Origin of the sequence: Actinoallomurus soli (genome assembly GCF_024055715.1) — a bacterium.
GTDB lineage: Bacteria > Actinomycetota > Actinomycetes > Streptosporangiales > Streptosporangiaceae > Actinoallomurus > Actinoallomurus soli.
The window spans coordinates 53,877-73,654 of record NZ_JAMXMV010000014.1 but is presented as its reverse complement, the minus strand read 5'-3'; the positions used below and the strand labels follow the sequence as shown (position 1 = coordinate 73,654).

Genomic DNA, 19,778 nt, shown 5'->3' with positions numbered 1-19,778 from the left:
CGTGCCGCACGGAGCCGGTCAGGTGCGCCGGCCGTGCGGGTCCGTCTCATCGCCGCTTCGCCCGAGACCGTGGTCCGATGTCGCGGCCGGAGGCACCGTCGACGAAACGCGGCGGCTGGGTGAGCACCATCGCGAGCGCTCCGTACGGCGATGAGCGCCTGCCCAGAGACGCCGTGCTGAGGCGGATGCCGGACAGCCGGGCGGCGAAGGAGTGTCGTAGCGGTTCCACGCGCAGAATCGGGCCGAGAGCTCTCCGCCGACGACGAGATGGGCGTGGTTGGTGATGTTGACCAGGTTCGCGAGGCCGCGGCCGAGGTGGCGTACGGCCTGCGTGACCACGTCGGTGACGTCCGGGTCACCGGCCGACGCCGCCAGGACCAGGTCGTCCAGGTCGCCGAAGGCGAGCTTCACATAGACCATGTCGTCGGCGTCCAACGGTCCCTGGTTCCCGCCGGGACGCTGGACCGACTACGTCGACAACGTCGGCCAGCGCCCCCTCGACCAGGTCACCCTGGACGTGGCACCCGGCGCTCCGGGCGGCTTCACCCTCTATGAGGACGCCGGAGAAGGCCACGGCGACGAGCACGGCCACTCCGCCACCACCCGGATCGACTACGTCGAGAACGCCAACGGACCCGGCCGTCCCACTTCAGCCGTGGTCATCGGCGGACGACGCGGTCAGTACCCGGGGCGGGTCACCGAACGACGCTGGACCGTCCGGTTCGTCGACACCGACCGGCCCACCACCGTCACCGTCAACGGCCACCGCCTCGCCCCCACCGAGACCGGAACCGGCTGGAGCTACGACCCGCAGACCCGGGTCCTCACCGTCCGCACCGACCCGATCACCACCCGAGCGAACAACACCACGATCGCCCACGACTGACCCACCGGCCTCGGCCTCGAGCCACGCCGGGCGGTGAACGCCGAAGCGGCACGGGGCGCGGCGCCGGATCCCGGCCCGCCCTCCGTGCCGCGCTCACCTTCCGGTCAGGGCTTGCGGGCCACGGCTCCGTAAAGCCAGGTGCCGGCCTTGGCCCGAGGACGATCTCGTTGGTCGGAGTCGGGGTTCCACCGGTCGATGGTGACCAACCCGGGCTCGACCACGTCGAACCCTTCGAAGAAGCCGGCGATCTCCTGCCGGGGACGGAAGTAGATGGGCGTCGGTGTGGTCGCGTAGACGGCCTCGATCTGCTCGACCGCTGAAGCGGAGTGGCCTTCCCCGGTCACGTGAGTGGCGGCCAGATAGCTCCCCGGGGGAAGGGCCGCACGCAGCTCCTCCATGACCGAACGCCGCTCCTCCAAGGTGAGGAAGTGGATCATGGCGATCATCAGCACTCCGACCGGAGCCGTCGGATCGAGCAGCCGGGTGGTCTCCTGGTGGCCGAGTACTTCGCCGGGGCGACGCATGTCGCCTTGGACCACTGTGGTGCTCTTGTCCCTTCCCAACAGCGCCCGGCCGTGCACGAGCACCACCGGATCGACGTCGACGTAGACGACCCGCGCGTCCGCGGCGATCTCCTGGGCGATCTCATGGGTGTTACCCACGGTGGGCAGCCCGGAGCCGATGTCGAGGAATTGCCGGACACCACGCTGGGTCATGTAGCGCACCGCCCGGCGCAGGAACGAGCGGTTCTCCAGAGCCAGTTCGCGGATCTCCGGCATGGCCTGCGCGACCTGCTCCGCGGCGGCCCGATCGACCTCGAAGTTGTCCTTCCCTGACAGATAGTAGTCATACATCCGAGCGACACTCGGCCTGGTGACATCTACCGTAGGGATTCGGACATCCTGCGAATCGGGCACGCTCGGCCTCCAGTCAAGGTGAGATCGTCATCTTAGCCATAACCCCATTCGGTAATGAGCGCGGCGAATCGCCGTCCCCACGCCTGTCCAGACGCCGGCCGTGATGGTTCACCGCACGCCCAGGCCGGCGAGCACCCCTCGAGGAGCTCGCTCGGCCGCTCGTCACCGCAGCCGCGCGTGCGCACGCGCGGCTGCGCCCACCCTCGGCGGGCTCTCGACGCCCCGGGCAGCAGGCGCCTGAAGTGAGCCGGTGCAGCCACGGCATCGGACGGTGGGAAGAGGACGGCGGGGACGAGCGTTGTGGCGGCCGGCGTCCGACGATGCGGACGTCGTCGATGGAAGGACCCCGATGATCTACGAGGAGTACCAGCGCGGACGGATGTTCTTCGACGCCCGGGACTACGCCGAGGCGGGTCGTATTCTCGCCCCGATCGTCGAGAGCGAGCCGGACAACCGGGCGGCCGTCGAGCTGCTCGGGCGGGCCTACTTCCACAGCGCGCAGTTGGGCCGCGCGGAGAGCACCTTCCGGCGGCTGATCGAGCTGGATCCCGCCAACGGCTGGGCGTACGAGGCGCTGGCCCGCACTCTCGAGCGGCGCGGCCGCACCGACGAGGCCGCGCCGTACCGCAATCTGGCCCGCGCCATGGGCACCGACCCGGCCGAGGAGGTGGCGGTCTTCGTCTCCGCCGCGAACCTCGCCGACTGATCTCACTCCGAGCCGGCCTCGGACGCCCCGAGGCCGGCCGGCCACGGGACGAGCCACAGCCCACGCCGGGGCATTTCTCAGTAGGCGATCGGCACGATCTGCCGATCGCCTACCTAATTCTTCGCACCGCGACTCTCGACGCCCGACTGTGAATCGGTCTCCCCGGTACCCTCGGATTCGATTCGGTCATCGCCCATCAGGAGATCTCGCGGTATGCAATCGACGGCCAGAATCCAATAGGAACAGAGCACCGCCAGCGAGCGCAGCAGATCGCCCCGCCGGGGTGTCAGGCGACGGATCCATTGTGAGAGGTGCATCGGGCCTCCCCCGTCCACCGGCGGACCGGCCTACTGTGCGCCGTCGACGGCGTCCGCCATGTTGTTCAGGATCTCGCCCAGGAGCGCCGCTGAGGTGGCGAAGTTCAGCCGTGCGAACCCGGCTCCCCCAGGCCCGTAGTTCTCTCCCGAGCTGAGCGCGACCTTCGCCTTCTCCTTGAAGAATGCGGCGGGCTCCATCGCCATTTCGAGACGGCGGCAGTCCAGCCAGGCCAGGTATGTCGCCTGCGGCGGGTGGTACCCGATGGCCGGCGCCCACGCCGTCAGCGTGTCGGCGATCAGGTCGCGGTTCTCCCCCAGATGATCCATCAGCGCGGCCAGCCACGCGCCGCCCTTCTCCCACGCGGCTCTGGTCGCCTCCACGCCCAGCACGTCGAGGACGCCGAAGAGGTCCGGCGGGCACGCGTCGAGGGCCTCTCGCAGCCGGGCGGAGCCGACGTGCGCGACCGCGCAGCGCAGGCCTGCCATGTTGAACGCCTTCGTGGCCGAGGTCAGGGTGACCGTCCGGTCGGCGATGTCCGGCCCCAGGGAGGCCAGGGGGACGTGCCGATGCGGTGAGTAGGCCAGTTCGGCGAAGATCTCGTCAGCGACGACGAGCATGTCGTTCCGCACCGCGATGTCGGCGAGAGCCTGCAACTCCGCCGTCGTGTACACATGCCCGGTGGGGTTGTGCGGGTTGACGACGATCAAGGTGCGGCATCCGGCCTTCGCCACGTCCTGCTCCAGCCGGGCCGGATCGAAGCCCCAGTCTTCGCCGGTCCACTCCATCGGGCTGAAGATCGCCCGCCGTCCCATCATAGTGATCGACTTGAGGATCGGCGGATAGTTCGGCGTGTGCAGGGCGATCGCTTCTCCTGGCCGCGTGGTCAAGTAGAGCACGACCTGTATCGCCTGGATCAGGTCACTGAAGTTACGCACCCAGTCGGGCCTGGGCTGCCAGTCATGGAGCTCGGTCATCCGCCTCGCGAACGGCTCGGCAAGCGGGCTGAGCCCCATCCAGTTCGACCAGGATGGATATCCGATATCCCCTCGCCGTACTGTCGCGTATATCGCCTCTCTGATCGGCTCCGCCACGGGGAAGTCCATGTCGGCTATCCAGGCGGGGAGTACATCGTGCCCGGCCCGGCCCCACTTGACGCCCTCCTTGCGCCGGAGCCACGACATGTCGAGGTTTTCGAAGCCGAAATCGGCCACCACGGCACTTGGTTCGCGCATCGCTCCGCCTTTCCGATAGATCATCATAATCATCGGTTGGATTATTACGCGGCCGGCCGGCCATGGCATCGTTCCCACGAACAGCATGGGCGATATCGGAGTCGTTGAAAGGGCGCCGCGTATTCTTTACGCTGAGTTCTTCGGTATTCCGGATCCGGGCCAGGGCCCGGTGAGGCCGTCCACGCTCCGGGTGAGCCGGTGCGGGGCCGGCCGGCCGCTCAACCTCGAAAAGTTCGCGGTTGAGCAGCCCGGGCGCGGTCGGCGAAGACCTGCGCAGCGCGCCCGCCAGCCACGACCTGCCGCGCCCGGGCGCTACTGAAATATATTGCAGTTCTCCGTCATTCGCAGCCAGCGAAGTCAAGCTCCCTGCGAGCACTGGCGCTCCCGCCGATCAGTACACGCGCCGCTTCGTTGACTATCGTTTCTTCAAGTGTTTGTCTGATCTCAAGCGAGCCCGCCCACTAGCCCACGATCGGAGAACACCATGACGGTGACAGACCAGGGAGTGCAGACCGGCGGCCCCGACACCGGCCCGCTGCTGGCCGAGTACCGCGCCATCGTCGTACCGACCGCCGCCGAATTCCTCGACAACCGCATCAGCGCCGCTGAGCTCCGCGAGCGCTGGCGCAATTACTACTTCGACGCCTTCCGCCGCTACGACCTCACCGTCGAACGTTCGTGGCGCGAGGCGTCCGGCTCGGACGGCCGCATCACCTCCGGGCCGCCCACCGCGGACCCGCAGCTCACCACTCCGCTCTCCCACTTCCCGGTGAGCATCGCCCACAACAACCTCGACCGGCTCATCGAGGTGCTCGTCGCCGAACTCGGCGACCAGACCGCGGAGCACACCCAGATCCACGAGCGCCTGGTCGACTACGCCACCATGGTCAGCGAACTCGAGGCCCTCATGGCGTCGCTGGCCGCCTAGACGGAACGCCAGTCCACCCTGTTCGGGGCAGGCCCGCAGCCTGCTCGTCCGCCGTGTTCGCCGCCCGAGCCGGGCGCGTTCGAGACGGCTCGGTAGCCGGCCCGCGACCAGCCGCAGAGATGCTAGGAGTGCGCCGATGACTGCAGTTGGTTCTTCTGGTTCTTCACCGAGGAGCCGTGACTCTCTCCGCGGTGTGCGGCCGGTCGGGGCCTTCGCGGCATTCGGGATCGGCACCCACGGGCGCCGCCTGGGGGACATCAGCGCCCGGCCCGGGCGGCCGGTGGCCGCCAGGCGCGTTCCGTGGCGGGGGGTCGGGAACTGATGCCCGACCTCACCGCCCACCCGATGCCCGGCTCCGCGTACGCCGGAGCGCCCGAGCTCGAGCGGCTGCGGGCCGCGCCCGTCTGGTCGGAGGAACTGGTCGCGGCGGCGGGGCTCCGCGCCGAGCACGCGACCTTCGTGACGGTCGGCGGTGGCCTGGCCGGCTTCACCGTGGTCGACACGCTGCGGATCTGCGGGCTCGATGCGACGCAGATGCGGGTCGTCAGCCCGCAACGCCGGCCCTACGAGAACCTGAGCCGCCTGGTCAGGACGGGCCAGATCCGCGACGACGACCCACTGCGCTCGGACTCGGGGTCGCGCGCGGACAACATCTGGGGGTTCCCGGGGTACGCGGTGCAGGAGGCGATCCGGCGCCGCACCATCCGGCCGCTGTGGAAAGTGCTCACCGAGCCGGTGGCGGCCGAGTTCTACAACCCTTCGCCCGGTCAGGTGTTCCGCGGTATCGACCGGGAAGCCGGCCGGATCGGCTGGGATTCGATGCTGGCCCCAGGGCAGGCGGGACTCATCAGGCCCAGTGCCGAGGGCGGCTTCTTCTGCCTGGTGCACCCCGCGGATCACTCCTCTCCGTATGTCCTGCGCACCCCATACCTGCACCTGGGGACCGGGTACCCGGCGCTCGGGTACGCGCCCGGGCTGATCGAATACCGGCTGCGCCATCAGGAGTACTTCAACGTGGTCAACGCCTATGAGCCGCACGAGCACGTGTATCAGGTGCTGCGGCGCCGGGCGGGGACGGTGCTGGTACGCGGCGCGGGCATCACCGCGTCGCGAGTCCTGCAGCGGCTGATCGACGACCGTGACCGCTCCGGCCGGGCGGTACGGATCCTGCACCTGTTCCGCGATCTCGCCGAGCAGCCGCCGGGCCGGCGCGGATCGAGCCCCGTCGTCGAACACGGTTGGCGCTACCAGGCGTTCAGCTTCCCGAGGTCGGCGACGTCGGGGCAGCACCGGGAACAGCTGGCCGGCATGAGCAGTACGGAACGTGCCGCCTGGATCACCGCGATGGGCGCCACGACCACGGCCAAGCGGCGTCACTGGCAGCGGCAGCTCCGCAAGGCGCGGTCGGAGGGCTTCTACCAGGCGCTCAGCGGAGAGATCACCGTGATGGAGCCGTCCGGCGACCGGCAGGTGCGGCTGCTCATCGCCGACTCGGCCGAACGCGATGCGCTGTGCCTGGACGTCGATTTCCTGATCGACTGCACCGGAATGAGCCCGCAGCTGCGAGACAACCCGCTGCTGGCCGATCTCATCGACAGCGGCGGCGCGGCCGTCAACGCCCTGGGCGGCCTCGACGTCGGGCCGCATTTCGAAGTACGCGGTTCCGGCGGCGAACCGGGTCGCCTCTACGCCTCGGGCGCGATCGCGCGCGGCGGCTACCTCGCGCCGGTCGACTCGTTCGCGGGACTCGTCGACGCGGCACTGCTCATCTGCGACGACCTGGCGGCGCAAGGGGTGTGCGCGCGGCTGGGCCCGAGGTCCTCGGTCGCCGCCTGGATCAAACAGCTGGTCCGCCGAGTGCCATGACTCCAACGCTGAGAGGTCGGCTTCAGACGCGACTCTTCCTGGCCGCCACCGTCGGAGTGCTGTGGACGGCCATCATCTCGCCCTTCCTGCCCGAGCCCCCCGGAGTCACGACCGGCATGTCGTACTCCATGGCGTTCGACAGCCTCTTGCTGATGGCCGTCTACGGGCTGGTGTGGGAACACCTCTATCACCGCCTCCAGCAGAGGCGCTGGGACAGGGACTGGCCATCGGTCTTCGCCCTGCTGACCGTGCTCAACGAGGCTCTCCTCGTATGGCTCCTGGACCACCTCTTCCCGGTGATGTCAGGCCCCATGCCGGGCATGTCGGGCTCCTCGTTGGCCAACGCGGGCTCCCTGGGGCCGGACTCGCCCTATCTCGCCGGCTTCGTCGTTCACATGGGTACGACGTGGGGGCTCATGTGGCTCTTCAGCCAGGGCCCCATGCGCGTCATCTTCATTCGCTGGCGTTTCGAGGGCGGGCTGATCGTGCACTCCCACGTCCCGGAATCCCCGGTGCCCGGCGATCGGCCCGACACCTCCCGGCCGGAAGGCGCCGGCTTCTCCGAGGCACGGGTGCGGGATGCCGTCCCGGGCACGGCGGCCGCCCGGCTCACCCTCCCCCCTCACACCGGCCATGCTCGGGTGTACGGAGACCCGACGTCCGCGCCGAACGGGGATCTGGTCGAGGGGAACATGTGCGGCCACGGCCACTTCGGCCATCCAGGAACGCGGTACTGCATGATCTGCGGGGGACCACTGCCCCAGCTGAACGGGACGCGTGTCCTCGGCCGGCGTCCGCCGCTGGGCGTCCTGATCCTCGACGACGGCGACGCGTACGTCCTCGACGGTGATGTCAGGCTGGCCGAAGTGGATGGACCGGGGACTCTCACCGCCGGGCGCCGCGATGCGATACCCGCCGCGTCCGCCCTCGCCGACATCCGGCTGGCCGGGTGGCAGCCTTTCGTGTCGAGCGAGCTCCACCCGATCGCCCTGGCGCTTCCCGGCGGCGGGCACCTGCACATCGCACCCGGCGCGTCGGCCCTGCTGATGCCGGGCACGGAGTTCACGGTCGCGACACGCCGGGTCCGGTTCGAAAGCCCGTATCAGCCTGTTGAGCCGGCCACGGCGGCGCCCGACCCGCGCGCCGGGGCGGCGTCGGAGGCGGATGCCGCCACGTCGCCGGCCGCGGCAACGCCCTCACGACCAGGGGCTCCGCGGGTTCGGCACACCCTCCGCGGCTAGCTCGGCGAGCGGAAGGGTCTCCCCCGGACCGGGCCGCCGAGCGGCCCGCAAGAGCAACAAAACCCGGAAAATGTACAGTCCAAAACCCGGACCCAAAGCCTTGGCAGCGTCGGCCCTAAACGGGCACTCTTCGGCGACCGCGCCATATCCGCAGCTCAGCCACGCTTTCCATTCTTTACGGAAAGTGATAACATTCGGCGCGGTTTGTCAATGGTTAGTAGCAGTACGCCACATTAGCGAAAGGTGCACAAATCGCCCTAACCGAATAAGAGCGACTTATGCACAATACGCGCACCAGTCATGGGCAAGATATGCCGAGGTGACACGGCTCCCGGACAGGCACCTGCGTCCTGATGGCGAATCGTGCCCGCGGAGCAGGTCAGGAGGAATCAGGTAGTGGGCACCCCAGATCCTTTGCACGATCCGGCACTCGTCACAGCAGAATCCGACCCGCGGCGGTGGCGGGCGCTGGCCGTTCTCGCGGCGATGCAGTTCATGCTCGTCCTCGACGCCACCGTGGTGAACGTCTCCCTCCCCAAGATCCAGCACGACCTGAGCTTCTCCCGTCAGGCACTCTCGTGGGTTCCCAACGGCTACGTGCTGGTGGCCGGCGGGTTCCTGCTGCTGGGCGGCCGCCTGGCCGACATGTTCGGGCGCCGGCGGATGTTCCTCATCGGTGTGATCGTCTTCGGGGTGACGTCGGCGGCATGCGGTGCCGCCGTCACGTCGTCGATGCTGGTCGCGAGCCGATTCGCCCAGGGAATGGGAGAGGCGCTGGCGGGCCCGGCGGCGCTCGGCATGATTCCGCTGCTGTTCTCCGACTCGCGGGAGCGGATGAAGGCTGTGGGAATCTGGGGCGGCATCGGCGGCGTGGGCGGGACGCTCGGCCCGGTGATCTCCGGGTTGCTGACCGACGTGGACTGGCGGTGGATCTTCTACATCAACATCCCCGTCGTGCTCTTCGCGCTGATCATGGCGCCGCGTGTGCTGCCGGAGAGCCGGATGGCTCGCGGAGGCCACTCGATCGACGCGGCCGGAGCCATCACCGTGACCGGTGGCGTCCTGGCCATCGTGGACGGCATTCTTAATGTCTCCTCGCATTCGTGGGGCTCATGGCAGGTGCTCCTTCCGCTGATCGGCGGCATCTGCCTCCTGGTCATCATGGTCGCAATCGAGAGTCGTTCCTCCGATCCGCTGGTCCCGTTGCGGTTCTTCAACAATCGCACCCGGGCGACGTCCAACGTTCTGACCGCGGCCTTGTTCGCGACGTTCGTCAGCTACGCCTTCATGCTGACGCTGTACATGCAGCAGATACTCGGCTATTCCCCTTTGAAGACCGGCCTCGCGTACCTGCCGCTCGGCCTTGCCTTCGGCGCCGGGATAGGCATGAACACCGCGCTGATGCCACGTCTCGGTGTCAAGTTGTTGCTGACCATCGGCTTCATCGGCACCGCTGCGGGGATGTTCGCAGCGAGCTACCTGCATGCCGACTCGTCCTACCCCGGCGGGCTGCTGGCCGGCCTGATCGTGGTCGGCCTGTTCACCGGGATCTGCCTCCCCGGCCTGATCAACGGCGCGCTGCACCAGGTCACCGGTCAGGACTCCGGCCTTGGATCGGGGGTGCAGACCGGCATGCAGCAAGTCGGCTCGGCACTCGGCCTGTCCATCTTGCTCACCATCGCGCTCCGCCATGCCGCCGACCACATCCGCACGGGGACGCCCGTAGCGGTAGCGCAGACCGACGGATACACGCTGGCGTTCCGCGTCACCGCCATCGTGCTCGTCATCGCCGCCGTGCTCATCCTGGTCCTGCTGGAGAACGTGACCGCCCAACCGCGCACCGCGCTGGCCGAGGTATCGCCGGACCAGGTGGACTCCTAGAGACCGCCCGGCCCGGCGCCCAGGCGGTGCCCGGCCGCGCCGGCCTGTCCGCGGCCGACCTTCAGCACCGGGCTCGCTCGCCCAGCCTCGACAGGTCGTCATCGGCGGCACGGTAGTCCCGCCAGGACTTGAGGAACCGGATCAGCCGGGAGATGTCGCGCAGGTTGCTCATCGGCCCGAGTGAGATCCGCAGGGCACCGCCGGTGGGCAACCGCATCGCGCGCCGGTATTCATCCGCCGTGGCCGGCGCGGGCCGCTGTCGCCCGGCGCGGAGCAGGTCCTCGGGATCGAGCGCGAAGATCGTCTCGCCGACTCCCGGATTGCAGAAACAACCTGCGCGCAGGGCGATTCCGCTGTGGGCCGCGCTCGTCTCCACCGCCCGTTCGTCGACGAGGACGCCATCGGTGTCCAGCAGGTTGAACGCGATCGTCGCCCCCCGGTCCTTCGTGTCGGCGGGGCCGTAGACCGTGCAGACGGGGAGGCCGTTCCCGTGACGCAGGGTGCGCATGACGTCCAGCAGGCGATCCATCAGGCACCCCAGCCTGGTCCGGACCGCATCGCGGCCCAGGCTCTCCCGCACGTAGTCCAGGCCGATCGTGACTCCGAGCACGCCGGTGAAGTCGGGCGTCCCGTCCTCGAAACCCTCTGGCGCAGCGGCGGGCGCATGCCATCCGCCCAGGGCGCTGGAGGCCAGCACGGTTCCGCCGGAGAACCACGGACGCCGCAGCTCGGCGAGCGCGTCATTGCGGGCGACCAGGCACCCGAGCCCGGTCGGCCAGCCGAATATCTTGTAATAGGACAGCGGCACGAAATCCGGTTTGTCGCTGCTCAGGTCGAGGTCGGAGACCGCTGCGTACGCCGCGGCGTCGAGCACCACGCGCCAGCCACGCGACCGGGCCTCGTGGATCCAGCCGAGCGGATGCTGCACGCCGGAGAAGTTGCTCTGCGCCGGATACGCGAACAGCGACGGCAGCGTGCTCCCGCGGTCCAGGGCCTCGATCACGGCGGCCGGATCCGCGCGCAGATCCGGCCGCAGCGGAATCATCTCCAGGGTGGCACCGCGCGCGGCGGCGTATTCGCGGATGCCGAGCACGGAGTTGTGGTTGTCCTGCAACAGCGCGAACCGGGACCCCGGCCGGAACGGAAACGCCTCACCCACGAGCCGCAGGGCGCCGGTCGCGTTCGCGGTGAAGATGACCGAGTACTCGTCGGGGTCGGCGTTCAGGAACCGAAGCGTGGCCCGCCGGGCCCGCCGCATCGCTTCAGAGGAACGCCGGGACGGCGCGTTCTCCGAATGCGGATTACCCAGGGTCTCCTGGCACAGGAGTCGCTGAAACGCGGCAACCTGTGACCGCCCGGGAAGGCCGCTGCCGGCGTAGTCCACATAGACCAGGTCGTGGTCGTCGAGCCGGGCGAAGTCGTCCCGGCGAATCCGGTCGAGATGCCCGGTGGCGAGGTACTCCGGATAGGCTCGCGAGAACTCCGCGGGACTGATCTCTTGCTGCGTCTCCACTGTCACGGCAGATCAGCTCACCGGGCGGCGCCGGCCTTGGAGGCCCCCTCAGCGAGCATCTTCGCCATCCTGGAGTACCCCTGAGCGACGACCTTCTGCGCCACCACGTCGTGGAAGTGGGGGTCCTCGGGGATGATCGCGTCGAGGCCGTCGACGTACCGGTTGAACATGGAGAACGCCGCGGCGATCAGCACGGCGTCGTGGATCTCGACGTCCGTCGCCCCGGCGTCCCGCGCCGCGTCGACGTCGTCCTCGAGCACCGAGCGGCCGCCGATCCGTACTTTTTCGGCGATGCGCAGCAGAGCCTTCATCTTGGCGCTGATCGGCGCATCCTCCGGCGTCGCCCGGACGGCGCGCACGAGATCGCGGCCGTCCTCCATCTGGATGGCCGCAATGGTGAAGTGCCCGTCCTGGCAGAACTCGCTGCGATTTCCCTGGGACACGTAGCCGGCGATCATTTCACGCTCGCCACGCGACAGCGAGTTGTCCGCGCGAAGCAGCACCTCGCAGAGCTCGAGCATCGGTACCGCGGTTTCCGGCCTGAACTGGAAGAGCCCGAAGATTCCGGGACTGCCCTCGGCTACGGGAATGTGGGGCATGATACCTCCTTGATATCTCCACGCCCGCCACCGCCGTTAAGGGCGGCACCGGGGCCTCGCCATCAGTAGAACACTTTAAAAAAAGCTAGTCAATTATTGATGGCTCGTTCAGCGCCGCAGGCGGGACGGTGTGGAAAACGGCAGCGGACAACTCTGCCGGAGCTCAGGACAGGGAATCCCTACGCCCGGTTCTCCCGGAACTCCCGCCGACGTGAAAGGGCTCGGAACCGAGCCGCGCACTCCGCCGGCGGCTCGACGTCACAGGACACGGCCCGCCGGTTCGCACGAAGCTCCGGACGGGCGGTGATGGCCGTCTTGTGCGGGAATACCAGCTCAGCCGGCAGCGCGCAGCGTCCGCAGGCCGGCGTCGAGCGCGCGCAGTGCGGCGCCCACGGCGGCGGCGACAGTGATCTCGAATATCTCGTCCTCGTTGTGGCCGGCCGCCTTGAGGTCCTCGATATCCGAATCCGTCACCCCCCATGACTCATCCCTGACCTTCGCCGCGTAGGACAGCCAAGGCTCAGCAAGCGCTCCTCCCGTGGCCGCGGACTTGCGTGCCGCCTGGTCGGTCCGGCCGGGCCCCTCGAACACCGCTTCACGCAGATCGGAGATGAGGCGTGAATACTTCGCCGCGGTGGCTTCCTCTTCGTCGCGCATTATCTCCCTTTCACCGCAGCGTGAACGCGGGGAACCGGTACTTGAACTGGTGGAGTGCCCGGGTTCCCTTCGTGACCTGGCCGTCGAGCAGCTTGAAGTCGAATGCGTACGCCAGGCGGTCAACCGCATCCCAGATGAACGCGACATGCAGCGCTTCGATCACGGCCTCGTCGGAGACCCCTAGCTCCCGCGCCTCCGCGAGATCGCTCTCACCGACCGAGTCAGGAGAGCGCGTCACTTTTTCCAGGAACGGGAGAACGGCCCTGAGCTCTGGCCGTGCGGTGTCGACATCTGCCGCGTCTACCTCGCCGGTGGACGCGATACTGATCATCTCGGTATGGATGTCTATGCAATACTGGATTTTATAGAGCTGCGCGATGCGCAGCGCGATGAACTCACGCTCTCCAGCGGTCCAGAAGGATGGCCCGCGCATGACCTCCGTGAAGATCTCGCTTATCGCACGGCCGAAGAACTCCGGCCGGTAGAGGAACATCTTCACCACGTCGGCCATCTCCGCGCCCGAGGCTTTCGAGGCCATCAGCATGAAGAATTTGGCCGGCCTCCGCTGACCCGTTTCAAGATTACTCAGCCGCATGCTTCACTCACCCGCCTGATCAATGTCCCGGCACGGCGGCACTCATTCGAACGTTATCAAGCCCTATCAGATCGCGCAGCTCGCAATAGGAAATGCAAGGCGCCTTTGTCGGCGATGCATGACCCCCACTGCCGCCCGGTCGATCTGCCGGCCCAGGCCTTGTGCGAGGCGATCCGCCCGGAGTGAGCCACGCCGGGTGAGCCGACGCGAAGGCGGCCGGCCGCTCAACCTCGGGAGATTCGCGGTTGAGCGGCCCGCCCGCAGCCGCGGTCGGCGAAGAGCCCCGCACGGTGTCCTCACGAGGTACGGCGCGTCGGCGCTCGGATGCTCCTGAAACACGTTTCGATCATCCTGGCTCCGCGACCGATTCCGACAAGTCGCTCTGACGCGAACTGCGACTTCGTCCGCACGGCACCCGGGAGGTCGCGTCCAGGGCGTACTCATTGACTATCTTTTCTTAAAGTGTTTGTCTTGATTCAAGCGAGCCCGCCCATCCCAACCCACTCCGTCGTCAGCATCGCCGCGGCGCAGACCCGAATCCACCAAGCCTGGTCGACTGCGCCCACATCGTCGACCAGCTCAGGGCGTCACCGGCCGCCCGGCCGGAACGCCGCAGTCCAGTCCCATTTCCTCCACGGAAAGGCTCAGTCATGAGCGAATCGGAGAACATCCTCAAACGCGTGATGGAACGCGGCGTCGCCGTCGGGTCCGAAGGCTTGAAGACCCCCAACCCGGACGCGGTCGTCAAGGGCCACGAGTCCGCCTGGGGCGGGCCCGGCAACCTGTACCCGATCCGCCCGTACACGCTGACCCCGCCGGCTCTCGAGGCGTTCACCGTGCGCGAGCGCATCCACGTCCTCGTCGAGGGCCTCGGCGAGGACATCGTGGACCTGCACGGCATGGCGATGTACCGCCGGCACGACCCGTACGCGGCCGACGGCGTGGAGCTGGAGTGGGTCACCTCCACGATCACCGCGCAGTTCCTGACCCTTCAGGTCACCGGCCACAGCGATGTCTTCGGCCAGGTCAAGGTCTCCAACACTCCTTCCAGGCCGGAAGGGGCCAGGGTCCGGCCGACGCCGTACCGCGATGGCACCCTGATGCCCATCAAGGACTGCGTCACCGACATCTACCCCCAGTTCGAGATCGAAGAGCTCGGCCAGATCATCCACACCGGTGACCGCGTGGTGCGGCTCGAGTCCCGGGTCGCGATGGTCCCCCCGATCGGCGACGTGTCGCGGACCTCGACGAGGTACCCGCTGTACGACAGCGAGAACCGCCCGGTCGGTGAGCTCATCGCGGCCGACATCGAGATCGGTGCGCTGCTTCACCACGTGCCGATCGACAGTGTGACCATCTCGCCGGCGCTGGCCGAGGTGCTCCTGAAGGCATAGGTGTGAGGCCGGCTCCGGCGGGCCGCTCTCGGCCCGCCGGAGCCGGCCATCACCCAGCCGCGACGGAATGGCCTGATCCGAACTCGCTGTCGGCAACGGTGCCGCCGGTCGGGAGAACAGGTCGGGGAAGCCCGCCGGGAGAATCCGGCGGGCTTCCCCTTTCCTGCCAACGCATTACCCTGCCGATAATGCAGTAATTGACATTGAGGGTGATTGGAATGTTCAAGGCGGTCCGGGAAAGTGACTGGTCGGATAATGATGTCGCCGCTCGCGGCGTGAGACCGGATGAAGCGCGGGAGGCGATCCTCGAGCGCCCTTACTGGTCCGCCCCCGGCCCGGAAGGCACGACCCTGGTCTACGGCCTCACCCACGGGGGCCGCCACCTGCTGGTGTCGGTGATCGCCGCGGGCGAGGAGGCCGTCGTCATCGCTGCTCGCGACATGAAGGAGTCCTGGGACGACAGCTATACCGGGGAGACTCCGCCGCCGTGGGACATCGGCCGTCCGCAGCCGGCCTTCGTACGGCTGGCGGACGAAGGCCGGCTCCGCGGTCACGTTCTCGACGCCGGGTGCGGGACCGGCGAGCACGCACTGCTCGCGGCGAGCCGCGGCGCCGATGTCATCGGCATCGACCTGTCGCCGACCGCGATCGCGAGTGCCCGCGCGAAGGCGGCCGAGCGTGGTGTGAGCGCGCGATTCGAGGTCGCCGACGCACTCGATCTGCCGCGCCGGGCCATGACCGTCGACACGGTGATCGACAGCGCCGTTCTCCACGTGCTCGACGCGGAGGACAGGGCCAGGTACGTCGCGAGCCTCGCGGGAGTGCTGCGACCCGGCGGTACGTGCTACCTCATCTGTTTCAGCGACCGGCAGCCGGGCAACTGGGGTCCGCACCGGTTCCACGCGGAGGAGCTGCGCGCCGCGTTCAGCGACGGATGGACCGTCGAGTCCCTCACCGCCGACGCGTTCGAGCTCAATCCGTTCCACGGCGTGACTCAGGCGCAGGCATGGCTCGCCGTGATCGAGCGTAAGTGAGATGAAGGGCGTGACCGCGACGCCCGGCGAACCAGCCGACGCGGTCGCGCCGGCCCAGCGCATTGCCCGTCCTGGGGCTCCCTTAGAACCGGTTGTAGCGGCTTTCCGGGCGGCCGCGTGCGAGGCGGGTGCGGTGCCTGTCCCGCTTCGGGCAGGTACTCGTCCCCCAGGTCAGGTAGCACTCCCGTCGCCGTCGCAGCCGGAGGGCCAAGTGCTGCCCGGAACCTGTATCCGGCCCGCCGCGGCACCCGGTAGCCGATCGGCGACCGGCTGACCGGTGGCCGGTGGTCGGCGGTCGACGGGTCGGTGGTCGACGGTCGGTGGTCGACGGCGGCGGCCCGAAAAGCCTGGGCAGGGCGACGCCGGCATCGGTCAGGTCCACGCCGCCGATGACCGGCCGGCCGACCGGATCATGAAGAGGGCAAGCCGTGAGCCGCAGCCCGGAGATCCGACCGAATCGCGGAGAGGGCGAGCCGCGACGTCGCCGCCGCCCCGAGTCGCTGACCGGCCGACGGCGGCGTACCGCCGGTCCTCAGCCGAAGCGGAGGCCGTCGCTCAGTCCGACGGCTCGCTCACCCCAGGCGCGGAGGTTCATGTCGAGGCTGTTCGCGACGTGCTGCGCCACGGCGTGCACGTCCCGCCAGTTCCGCTGGAGCGGTGAGTTCTCGTCCAGCGCGCTCGCTCCGGCGCCCCGGAACAGGTCCTCGACCGCCTCCACGCACAGTCCGACCGAGAAGGCGTTGTCCCGGCGACTGCGAGCGAGCGTCGCGGGGGCGGCCGCGCCCAGGGCGCGCACATCCGAGGTCACGTTTTCCGCTGCCCGCCGGATCAGAGTCTCGGCGGCCTCGATGCGCGCGGCCGCACCACCGAGCCGGACCAGGCCGATGGGGTCCGCAGCCCGGGGAGCGCCGGTTGCAGGGCGCAGCCTGCTCTTCGTCCGCTCGATCCACGCGGCCATCGCGGCCCGCGCGATGCCGACCGCGGGTGCGGTGAGGAAGACCTGCCAGGTGCCGACGAGCGGAAGCCTGTACATCGGGCCGTCGTTGACCGCGGAGCCGGGCGCAGTGCCATTGAGCAGGTCCTGGAGCCGCAGCGTGCGATGGTGCGGTACGAAGACGTCCCTGGCCTCGACGCTGCAGCTGCCCGTGCCGGCCAGCCCGGCGGCCCGCCAGTCCTCGACGATCTCGACCTCGTCCTTCGGAATCAGCAGGAACCGCATGTCCGGCGGCCCGTCCTCCTGGCGTACCGGGGCCAGCAGCGCCACCCAGTCCGCGTGGTGTACGCCGGTCGAGAACCGCCACCGGCCGTCTCGGATGTGCAGGCCGCCGTCGACGGCATCCGGCGGGCATCCGCCACTGAAGCAGGTGCTCAATATCCCGTCTGGGTTCGATCCCCAGACCTCCTGCTGGGCCTGTTCACCGAACAACGCCACGAACCAGCCGTGAGCGATGATCAGGGAATAGGTCCAGCCGGTGGATCCGCAGCCCTGGGAGAGCAGGTTGATGACGTCGAAGACGTCGGCCAGGTCGAGCTCCGAGCCGCCGAAGCGCCGCGGCTGCGTGATCCGCATCAGGGCCGAATCGGCGAGGTCGGTGAACGTCTCGTCCGGTAGTCGGCGGAGTGCTTCGGTCTTGAGCGCGCGCTCGGCGATGACGGGAATGAGCGCCTGCGCGCGGGCAGTGGCCTCGGCGGGGGTCAGCGCCTCCGAACCGTGCGCCATAAAACTCACCTGCTTCCGGATTCCGATGTCTCATCGCGGCACTCCGCCGTGGGCGGCCCTTCCTCCTAGTCGGGCTGGTGCGCCTCGTTGAACGCCTTCAGCGCGCTGGAGGTGAACCGCGCCGCCGTCGAACCGCTCACCTTGCCCTTGCGAACCAGTGCGTCGAGCGATCCCCGGACACATGACGTGTACGCCCGCACCGACATCGACTTATCGGTATAGCTGCAGGGGATCTCCGGGAACGTGATCCGCTCGCCGGCCTGGACGTCGAAGAGTTTGTTGCGGACGCCCCCTGGCCAGAGGACCTCCAGGGTCCCGGTCCTCGACTTGCCCATTCCGAACGTCTGGACCAGCGAGTTCTGGGACGCGTAGCTCGAACCGGCCACGACAGGATCGATCTCCGTGGGAAGACCGGCGGGGGTGAAACCGACGACGGCGCCGACGCCGTCCCGGTTCGCCTTCGCACCGGGAACCAGTCCCACGGCGCCGAGTGTGCGCACTGCGACCGAGTTGTTTCCGTTGCCGCCCTTGTTCATCTCGACGGCGAGTGTCCCGTCGGTGGTGTTGCCCGGAGCCGGCTTGTAGCTCATGACGCCGACCGACGTGTATTCCGCAAGGTATTGGCTGTTATCGAATGGCGAGCCGAAGTGCTGGTGGTCCTCGGTGAGCTTGCCGACCATCACTCCCTGGGCGGCGGTCACCAGGTCGGCGTGACCATCGTTATCGAGATCGCCCGCCGCAACGCCGGTGATGATCCGCCTGCGGTCGTCGGCACCGTCGTTGGCCAGGGCCGGATCGTAGGAGAACGATGGATAGAAGCCCTTGATGAGTTTCTTCGGACCGTTGTTCCGCAGCAGTGTTCCGGGGTTATCGGCGTCAGCGCCGTTCATACCGTCCATGCTCCCGGCATAGGCGATGTCGGTGTAGCCGTCATTATCGTAATCGAGGGCGGCGACACCCCAACCGAACGGCGTCGCATGCAGACCCCCCAGACTGGGGTCCGCGCCGCTCTTGGCGGGATATTTGAAGGTCGAGCTCCGCGGGTCGGCGAAGGTTCCGTTCGCCCGCTGCAGTATCCAGCGGCTGGAGAGGTCACCGAGGTTCTGCGGCAGACCGTACATGGGCAGCAGGAAGTCGCCGAAATTGGTGCCGAAGATGCTTATCCTTCCGTTGAAGTTGAAGTTCCCGAACGCGAAGCCCATCCAGGCGCCGGGAGAGCTCATGAGCCCGAGTTGCCGCGTGACGTCCGTGAATCGACCGTGACAGTCATTCTTGTACACCCGGATGAACCCTCGGTCGCCGCCGCCGCCGTACTTCGTCATCGGAACCGCGCCCTGGTCGGTGCCCGCCACGATGTCGGTGCAGCCGTTCTGGAAGAGGTCTACCGCGGCGATCGCCCAGGTCTGGCCCGGGAGCGGCGTCGTGGTGGCGAATCCCGAGCTCACGCTGACATCACGGAAGCGCGGAGCGTTTCCGCCCATGTTCTCCAGCAACTGGTTCGGCTGGTTATAGTCCGCCGTGTTCTTCATGATCGCTTTCGCGGTCTTCATGTCACTCGAGTTCGCGATCGCGATATCGAGCCGCCCGTTACCGGAGAAGTCCCCCATCGTGCAGCTGATGTGACTGTGAACGCCCGCCTCGGCCCCGCTCGCCTGCGTGATGTCCTTGAAGTGGCCGTTGCCCTCGTTCAACAGCAGGTGGTTAGGGCCATTCCGCCCAAGAACGTAGACGCTTTCGTACCCGGAATTGTTGATGTCGCCCGCACAGGCGCCGTTGGCGTTGAACCCCGGCAGCGCCAGGCCCGCCTGGGCCGCCACGTCGCGGAACTCGAGCTTCCCCGTCGTTCCCATCATGTTCTCGTAGAGGGAGCTCGGCCGGCACGGCCCGTTGGAGACGAAGATGTCCTGGTAGCCGTCGTTGTTGTAGTCGAAGATCACGACGCCCGGGATCCCCCGGTCGTGCATCGGCTCATCGGTGAAGTCGTTCATCGTGATGAACAACCTCTTCTTGTTGTGCACCCGCTTCTGGTGCTCGGGTTCGGTCACGCATCGGCGGTACGCGGCCAGCGTCGTTCCGGCAACCGCGATGTTCCGGAACGTGATCCCGGCGTTCACGGAGTCCGCCGGCTTCTTCTGGGCCGATCCGCACGCGCTGATGAGGACGGCGAGCAATGTGATGGTACCCAGCAGACAGGAATTCGTTCTTGTTTTCATTGGACATCCATTCGAGTGCCCCTCGGCCGCCAGAGCCGAGGCGGGACTCCGGCGAGCCGCGCCGAGATGAGTGGCCGG

General features: G+C 68.1%; 17 protein-coding genes. 8 read left to right on the top strand and 9 right to left on the bottom strand.

Features of this window, described 5'->3' with window-relative positions:
- Window positions 1–18 precede the first annotated feature (18 nt).
- Entirely contained in the window at window positions 19–420 is a 402-nt protein-coding gene (locus tag NDW01_RS29415) for a hypothetical protein (protein WP_252827471.1), read from the bottom strand.
- Here NDW01_RS29415 and NDW01_RS29410 point away from each other — a divergent pair.
- Window positions 419–886 (top strand): DUF5110 domain-containing protein, encoded by a 468-nt coding sequence (locus NDW01_RS29410; protein WP_252827470.1) that lies wholly within the window; start codon window positions 419–421, stop codon window positions 884–886. The genes NDW01_RS29415 and NDW01_RS29410 overlap by 2 nt on opposite strands.
- A gap of 104 nt (window positions 887–990) precedes the next feature.
- Here the strand turns inward: NDW01_RS29410 and NDW01_RS29405 are convergent, their stop codons facing one another.
- On the bottom strand, window positions 991–1,803 hold the full coding sequence (locus tag NDW01_RS29405) for an SAM-dependent methyltransferase (protein ID WP_308211816.1): 813 nt from the start codon (window positions 1,801–1,803) through the stop codon (window positions 991–993).
- 349 nt (window positions 1,804–2,152) lie between these two features.
- Between NDW01_RS29405 and NDW01_RS29400 the strand changes: the two genes are divergently transcribed.
- Entirely contained in the window at window positions 2,153–2,509 is a 357-nt protein-coding gene (locus tag NDW01_RS29400) for a tetratricopeptide repeat protein (RefSeq protein WP_252827468.1), read from the top strand.
- Between the two features lie 347 nt (window positions 2,510–2,856).
- Here NDW01_RS29400 and NDW01_RS29395 read toward each other — a convergent pair whose 3' ends face one another.
- On the bottom strand, window positions 2,857–4,059 hold the full coding sequence (locus NDW01_RS29395) for a MalY/PatB family protein (RefSeq protein ID WP_252827467.1): 1,203 nt from the start codon (window positions 4,057–4,059) through the stop codon (window positions 2,857–2,859).
- Between the two features lie 484 nt (window positions 4,060–4,543).
- On the opposite strand from NDW01_RS29395, the gene NDW01_RS29390 reads away from it, so the two are divergent.
- The 4 genes from NDW01_RS29390 (at window position 4,544) to NDW01_RS29375 (ending at window position 9,975) form a co-directional block, all read left to right on the top strand.
- On the top strand, window positions 4,544–4,987 hold the full coding sequence (locus NDW01_RS29390; RefSeq protein ID WP_252827466.1) for a hypothetical protein: 444 nt from the start codon (window positions 4,544–4,546) through the stop codon (window positions 4,985–4,987).
- Window positions 4,988–5,308: 321 nt separating this feature from the next.
- The gene (locus NDW01_RS29385) at window positions 5,309–6,853 is read left to right on the top strand and encodes an FAD/NAD(P)-binding protein (protein ID WP_252827465.1); all 1,545 of its coding nucleotides are present in this window, start codon (window positions 5,309–5,311) and stop codon (window positions 6,851–6,853) included.
- Window positions 6,850–8,094 (top strand): hypothetical protein, encoded by a 1,245-nt coding sequence (locus tag NDW01_RS29380; RefSeq protein WP_252827464.1) that lies wholly within the window; start codon window positions 6,850–6,852, stop codon window positions 8,092–8,094. Before NDW01_RS29385 ends, NDW01_RS29380 begins: the two co-directional genes overlap by 4 nt.
- Window positions 8,095–8,490: 396 nt before the next feature.
- A complete protein-coding gene (locus tag NDW01_RS29375; protein WP_252827462.1) occupies window positions 8,491–9,975 on the top strand; it encodes an MFS transporter in 1,485 nt (494 codons plus the stop codon).
- Between the two features lie 61 nt (window positions 9,976–10,036).
- Here NDW01_RS29375 and NDW01_RS29370 read toward each other — a convergent pair whose 3' ends face one another.
- The 4 genes from NDW01_RS29370 to NDW01_RS29355 all read right to left on the bottom strand — a co-directional run bounded on the left by NDW01_RS29370 (window position 10,037) and on the right by NDW01_RS29355 (window position 13,339).
- The gene (locus NDW01_RS29370) at window positions 10,037–11,494 is read right to left on the bottom strand and encodes an aminotransferase class V-fold PLP-dependent enzyme (protein WP_252827459.1); all 1,458 of its coding nucleotides are present in this window, start codon (window positions 11,492–11,494) and stop codon (window positions 10,037–10,039) included.
- Window positions 11,495–11,505: 11 nt separating this feature from the next.
- Window positions 11,506–12,087, bottom strand: a complete 582-nt coding sequence (locus NDW01_RS29365) for a carboxymuconolactone decarboxylase family protein (protein ID WP_252827457.1) — start codon at window positions 12,085–12,087, stop codon at window positions 11,506–11,508.
- A gap of 333 nt (window positions 12,088–12,420) precedes the next feature.
- On the bottom strand, window positions 12,421–12,744 hold the full coding sequence (locus tag NDW01_RS29360) for a hypothetical protein (RefSeq protein ID WP_252827435.1): 324 nt from the start codon (window positions 12,742–12,744) through the stop codon (window positions 12,421–12,423).
- Window positions 12,745–12,754: 10 nt separating this feature from the next.
- Window positions 12,755–13,339, bottom strand: coding sequence for a carboxymuconolactone decarboxylase family protein (locus NDW01_RS29355; RefSeq protein ID WP_252827432.1), 585 nt, complete (start codon window positions 13,337–13,339; stop codon window positions 12,755–12,757).
- A 650-nt stretch (window positions 13,340–13,989) separates the two neighbouring features.
- Here NDW01_RS29355 and NDW01_RS29350 point away from each other — a divergent pair.
- Window positions 13,990–14,733, top strand: a complete 744-nt coding sequence (locus NDW01_RS29350) for a DUF6073 family protein (protein ID WP_252827429.1) — start codon at window positions 13,990–13,992, stop codon at window positions 14,731–14,733.
- Between the two features lie 275 nt (window positions 14,734–15,008).
- The gene (locus NDW01_RS29345) at window positions 15,009–15,767 is read left to right on the top strand and encodes a class I SAM-dependent methyltransferase (RefSeq protein ID WP_252827415.1); all 759 of its coding nucleotides are present in this window, start codon (window positions 15,009–15,011) and stop codon (window positions 15,765–15,767) included.
- Between the two features lie 532 nt (window positions 15,768–16,299).
- Here the strand turns inward: NDW01_RS29345 and NDW01_RS29340 are convergent.
- Both NDW01_RS29340 and NDW01_RS29335 read right to left on the bottom strand, forming a co-directional pair.
- Window positions 16,300–17,487, bottom strand: coding sequence for an acyl-CoA dehydrogenase family protein (locus NDW01_RS29340; protein WP_252827413.1), 1,188 nt, complete (start codon window positions 17,485–17,487; stop codon window positions 16,300–16,302).
- Window positions 17,488–17,552: 65 nt separating this feature from the next.
- Complete coding sequence (locus NDW01_RS29335) at window positions 17,553–19,700, bottom strand: CRTAC1 family protein (RefSeq protein ID WP_252827403.1); 2,148 nt, start codon at window positions 19,698–19,700, stop codon at window positions 17,553–17,555.
- Window positions 19,701–19,778 lie beyond the last annotated feature (78 nt).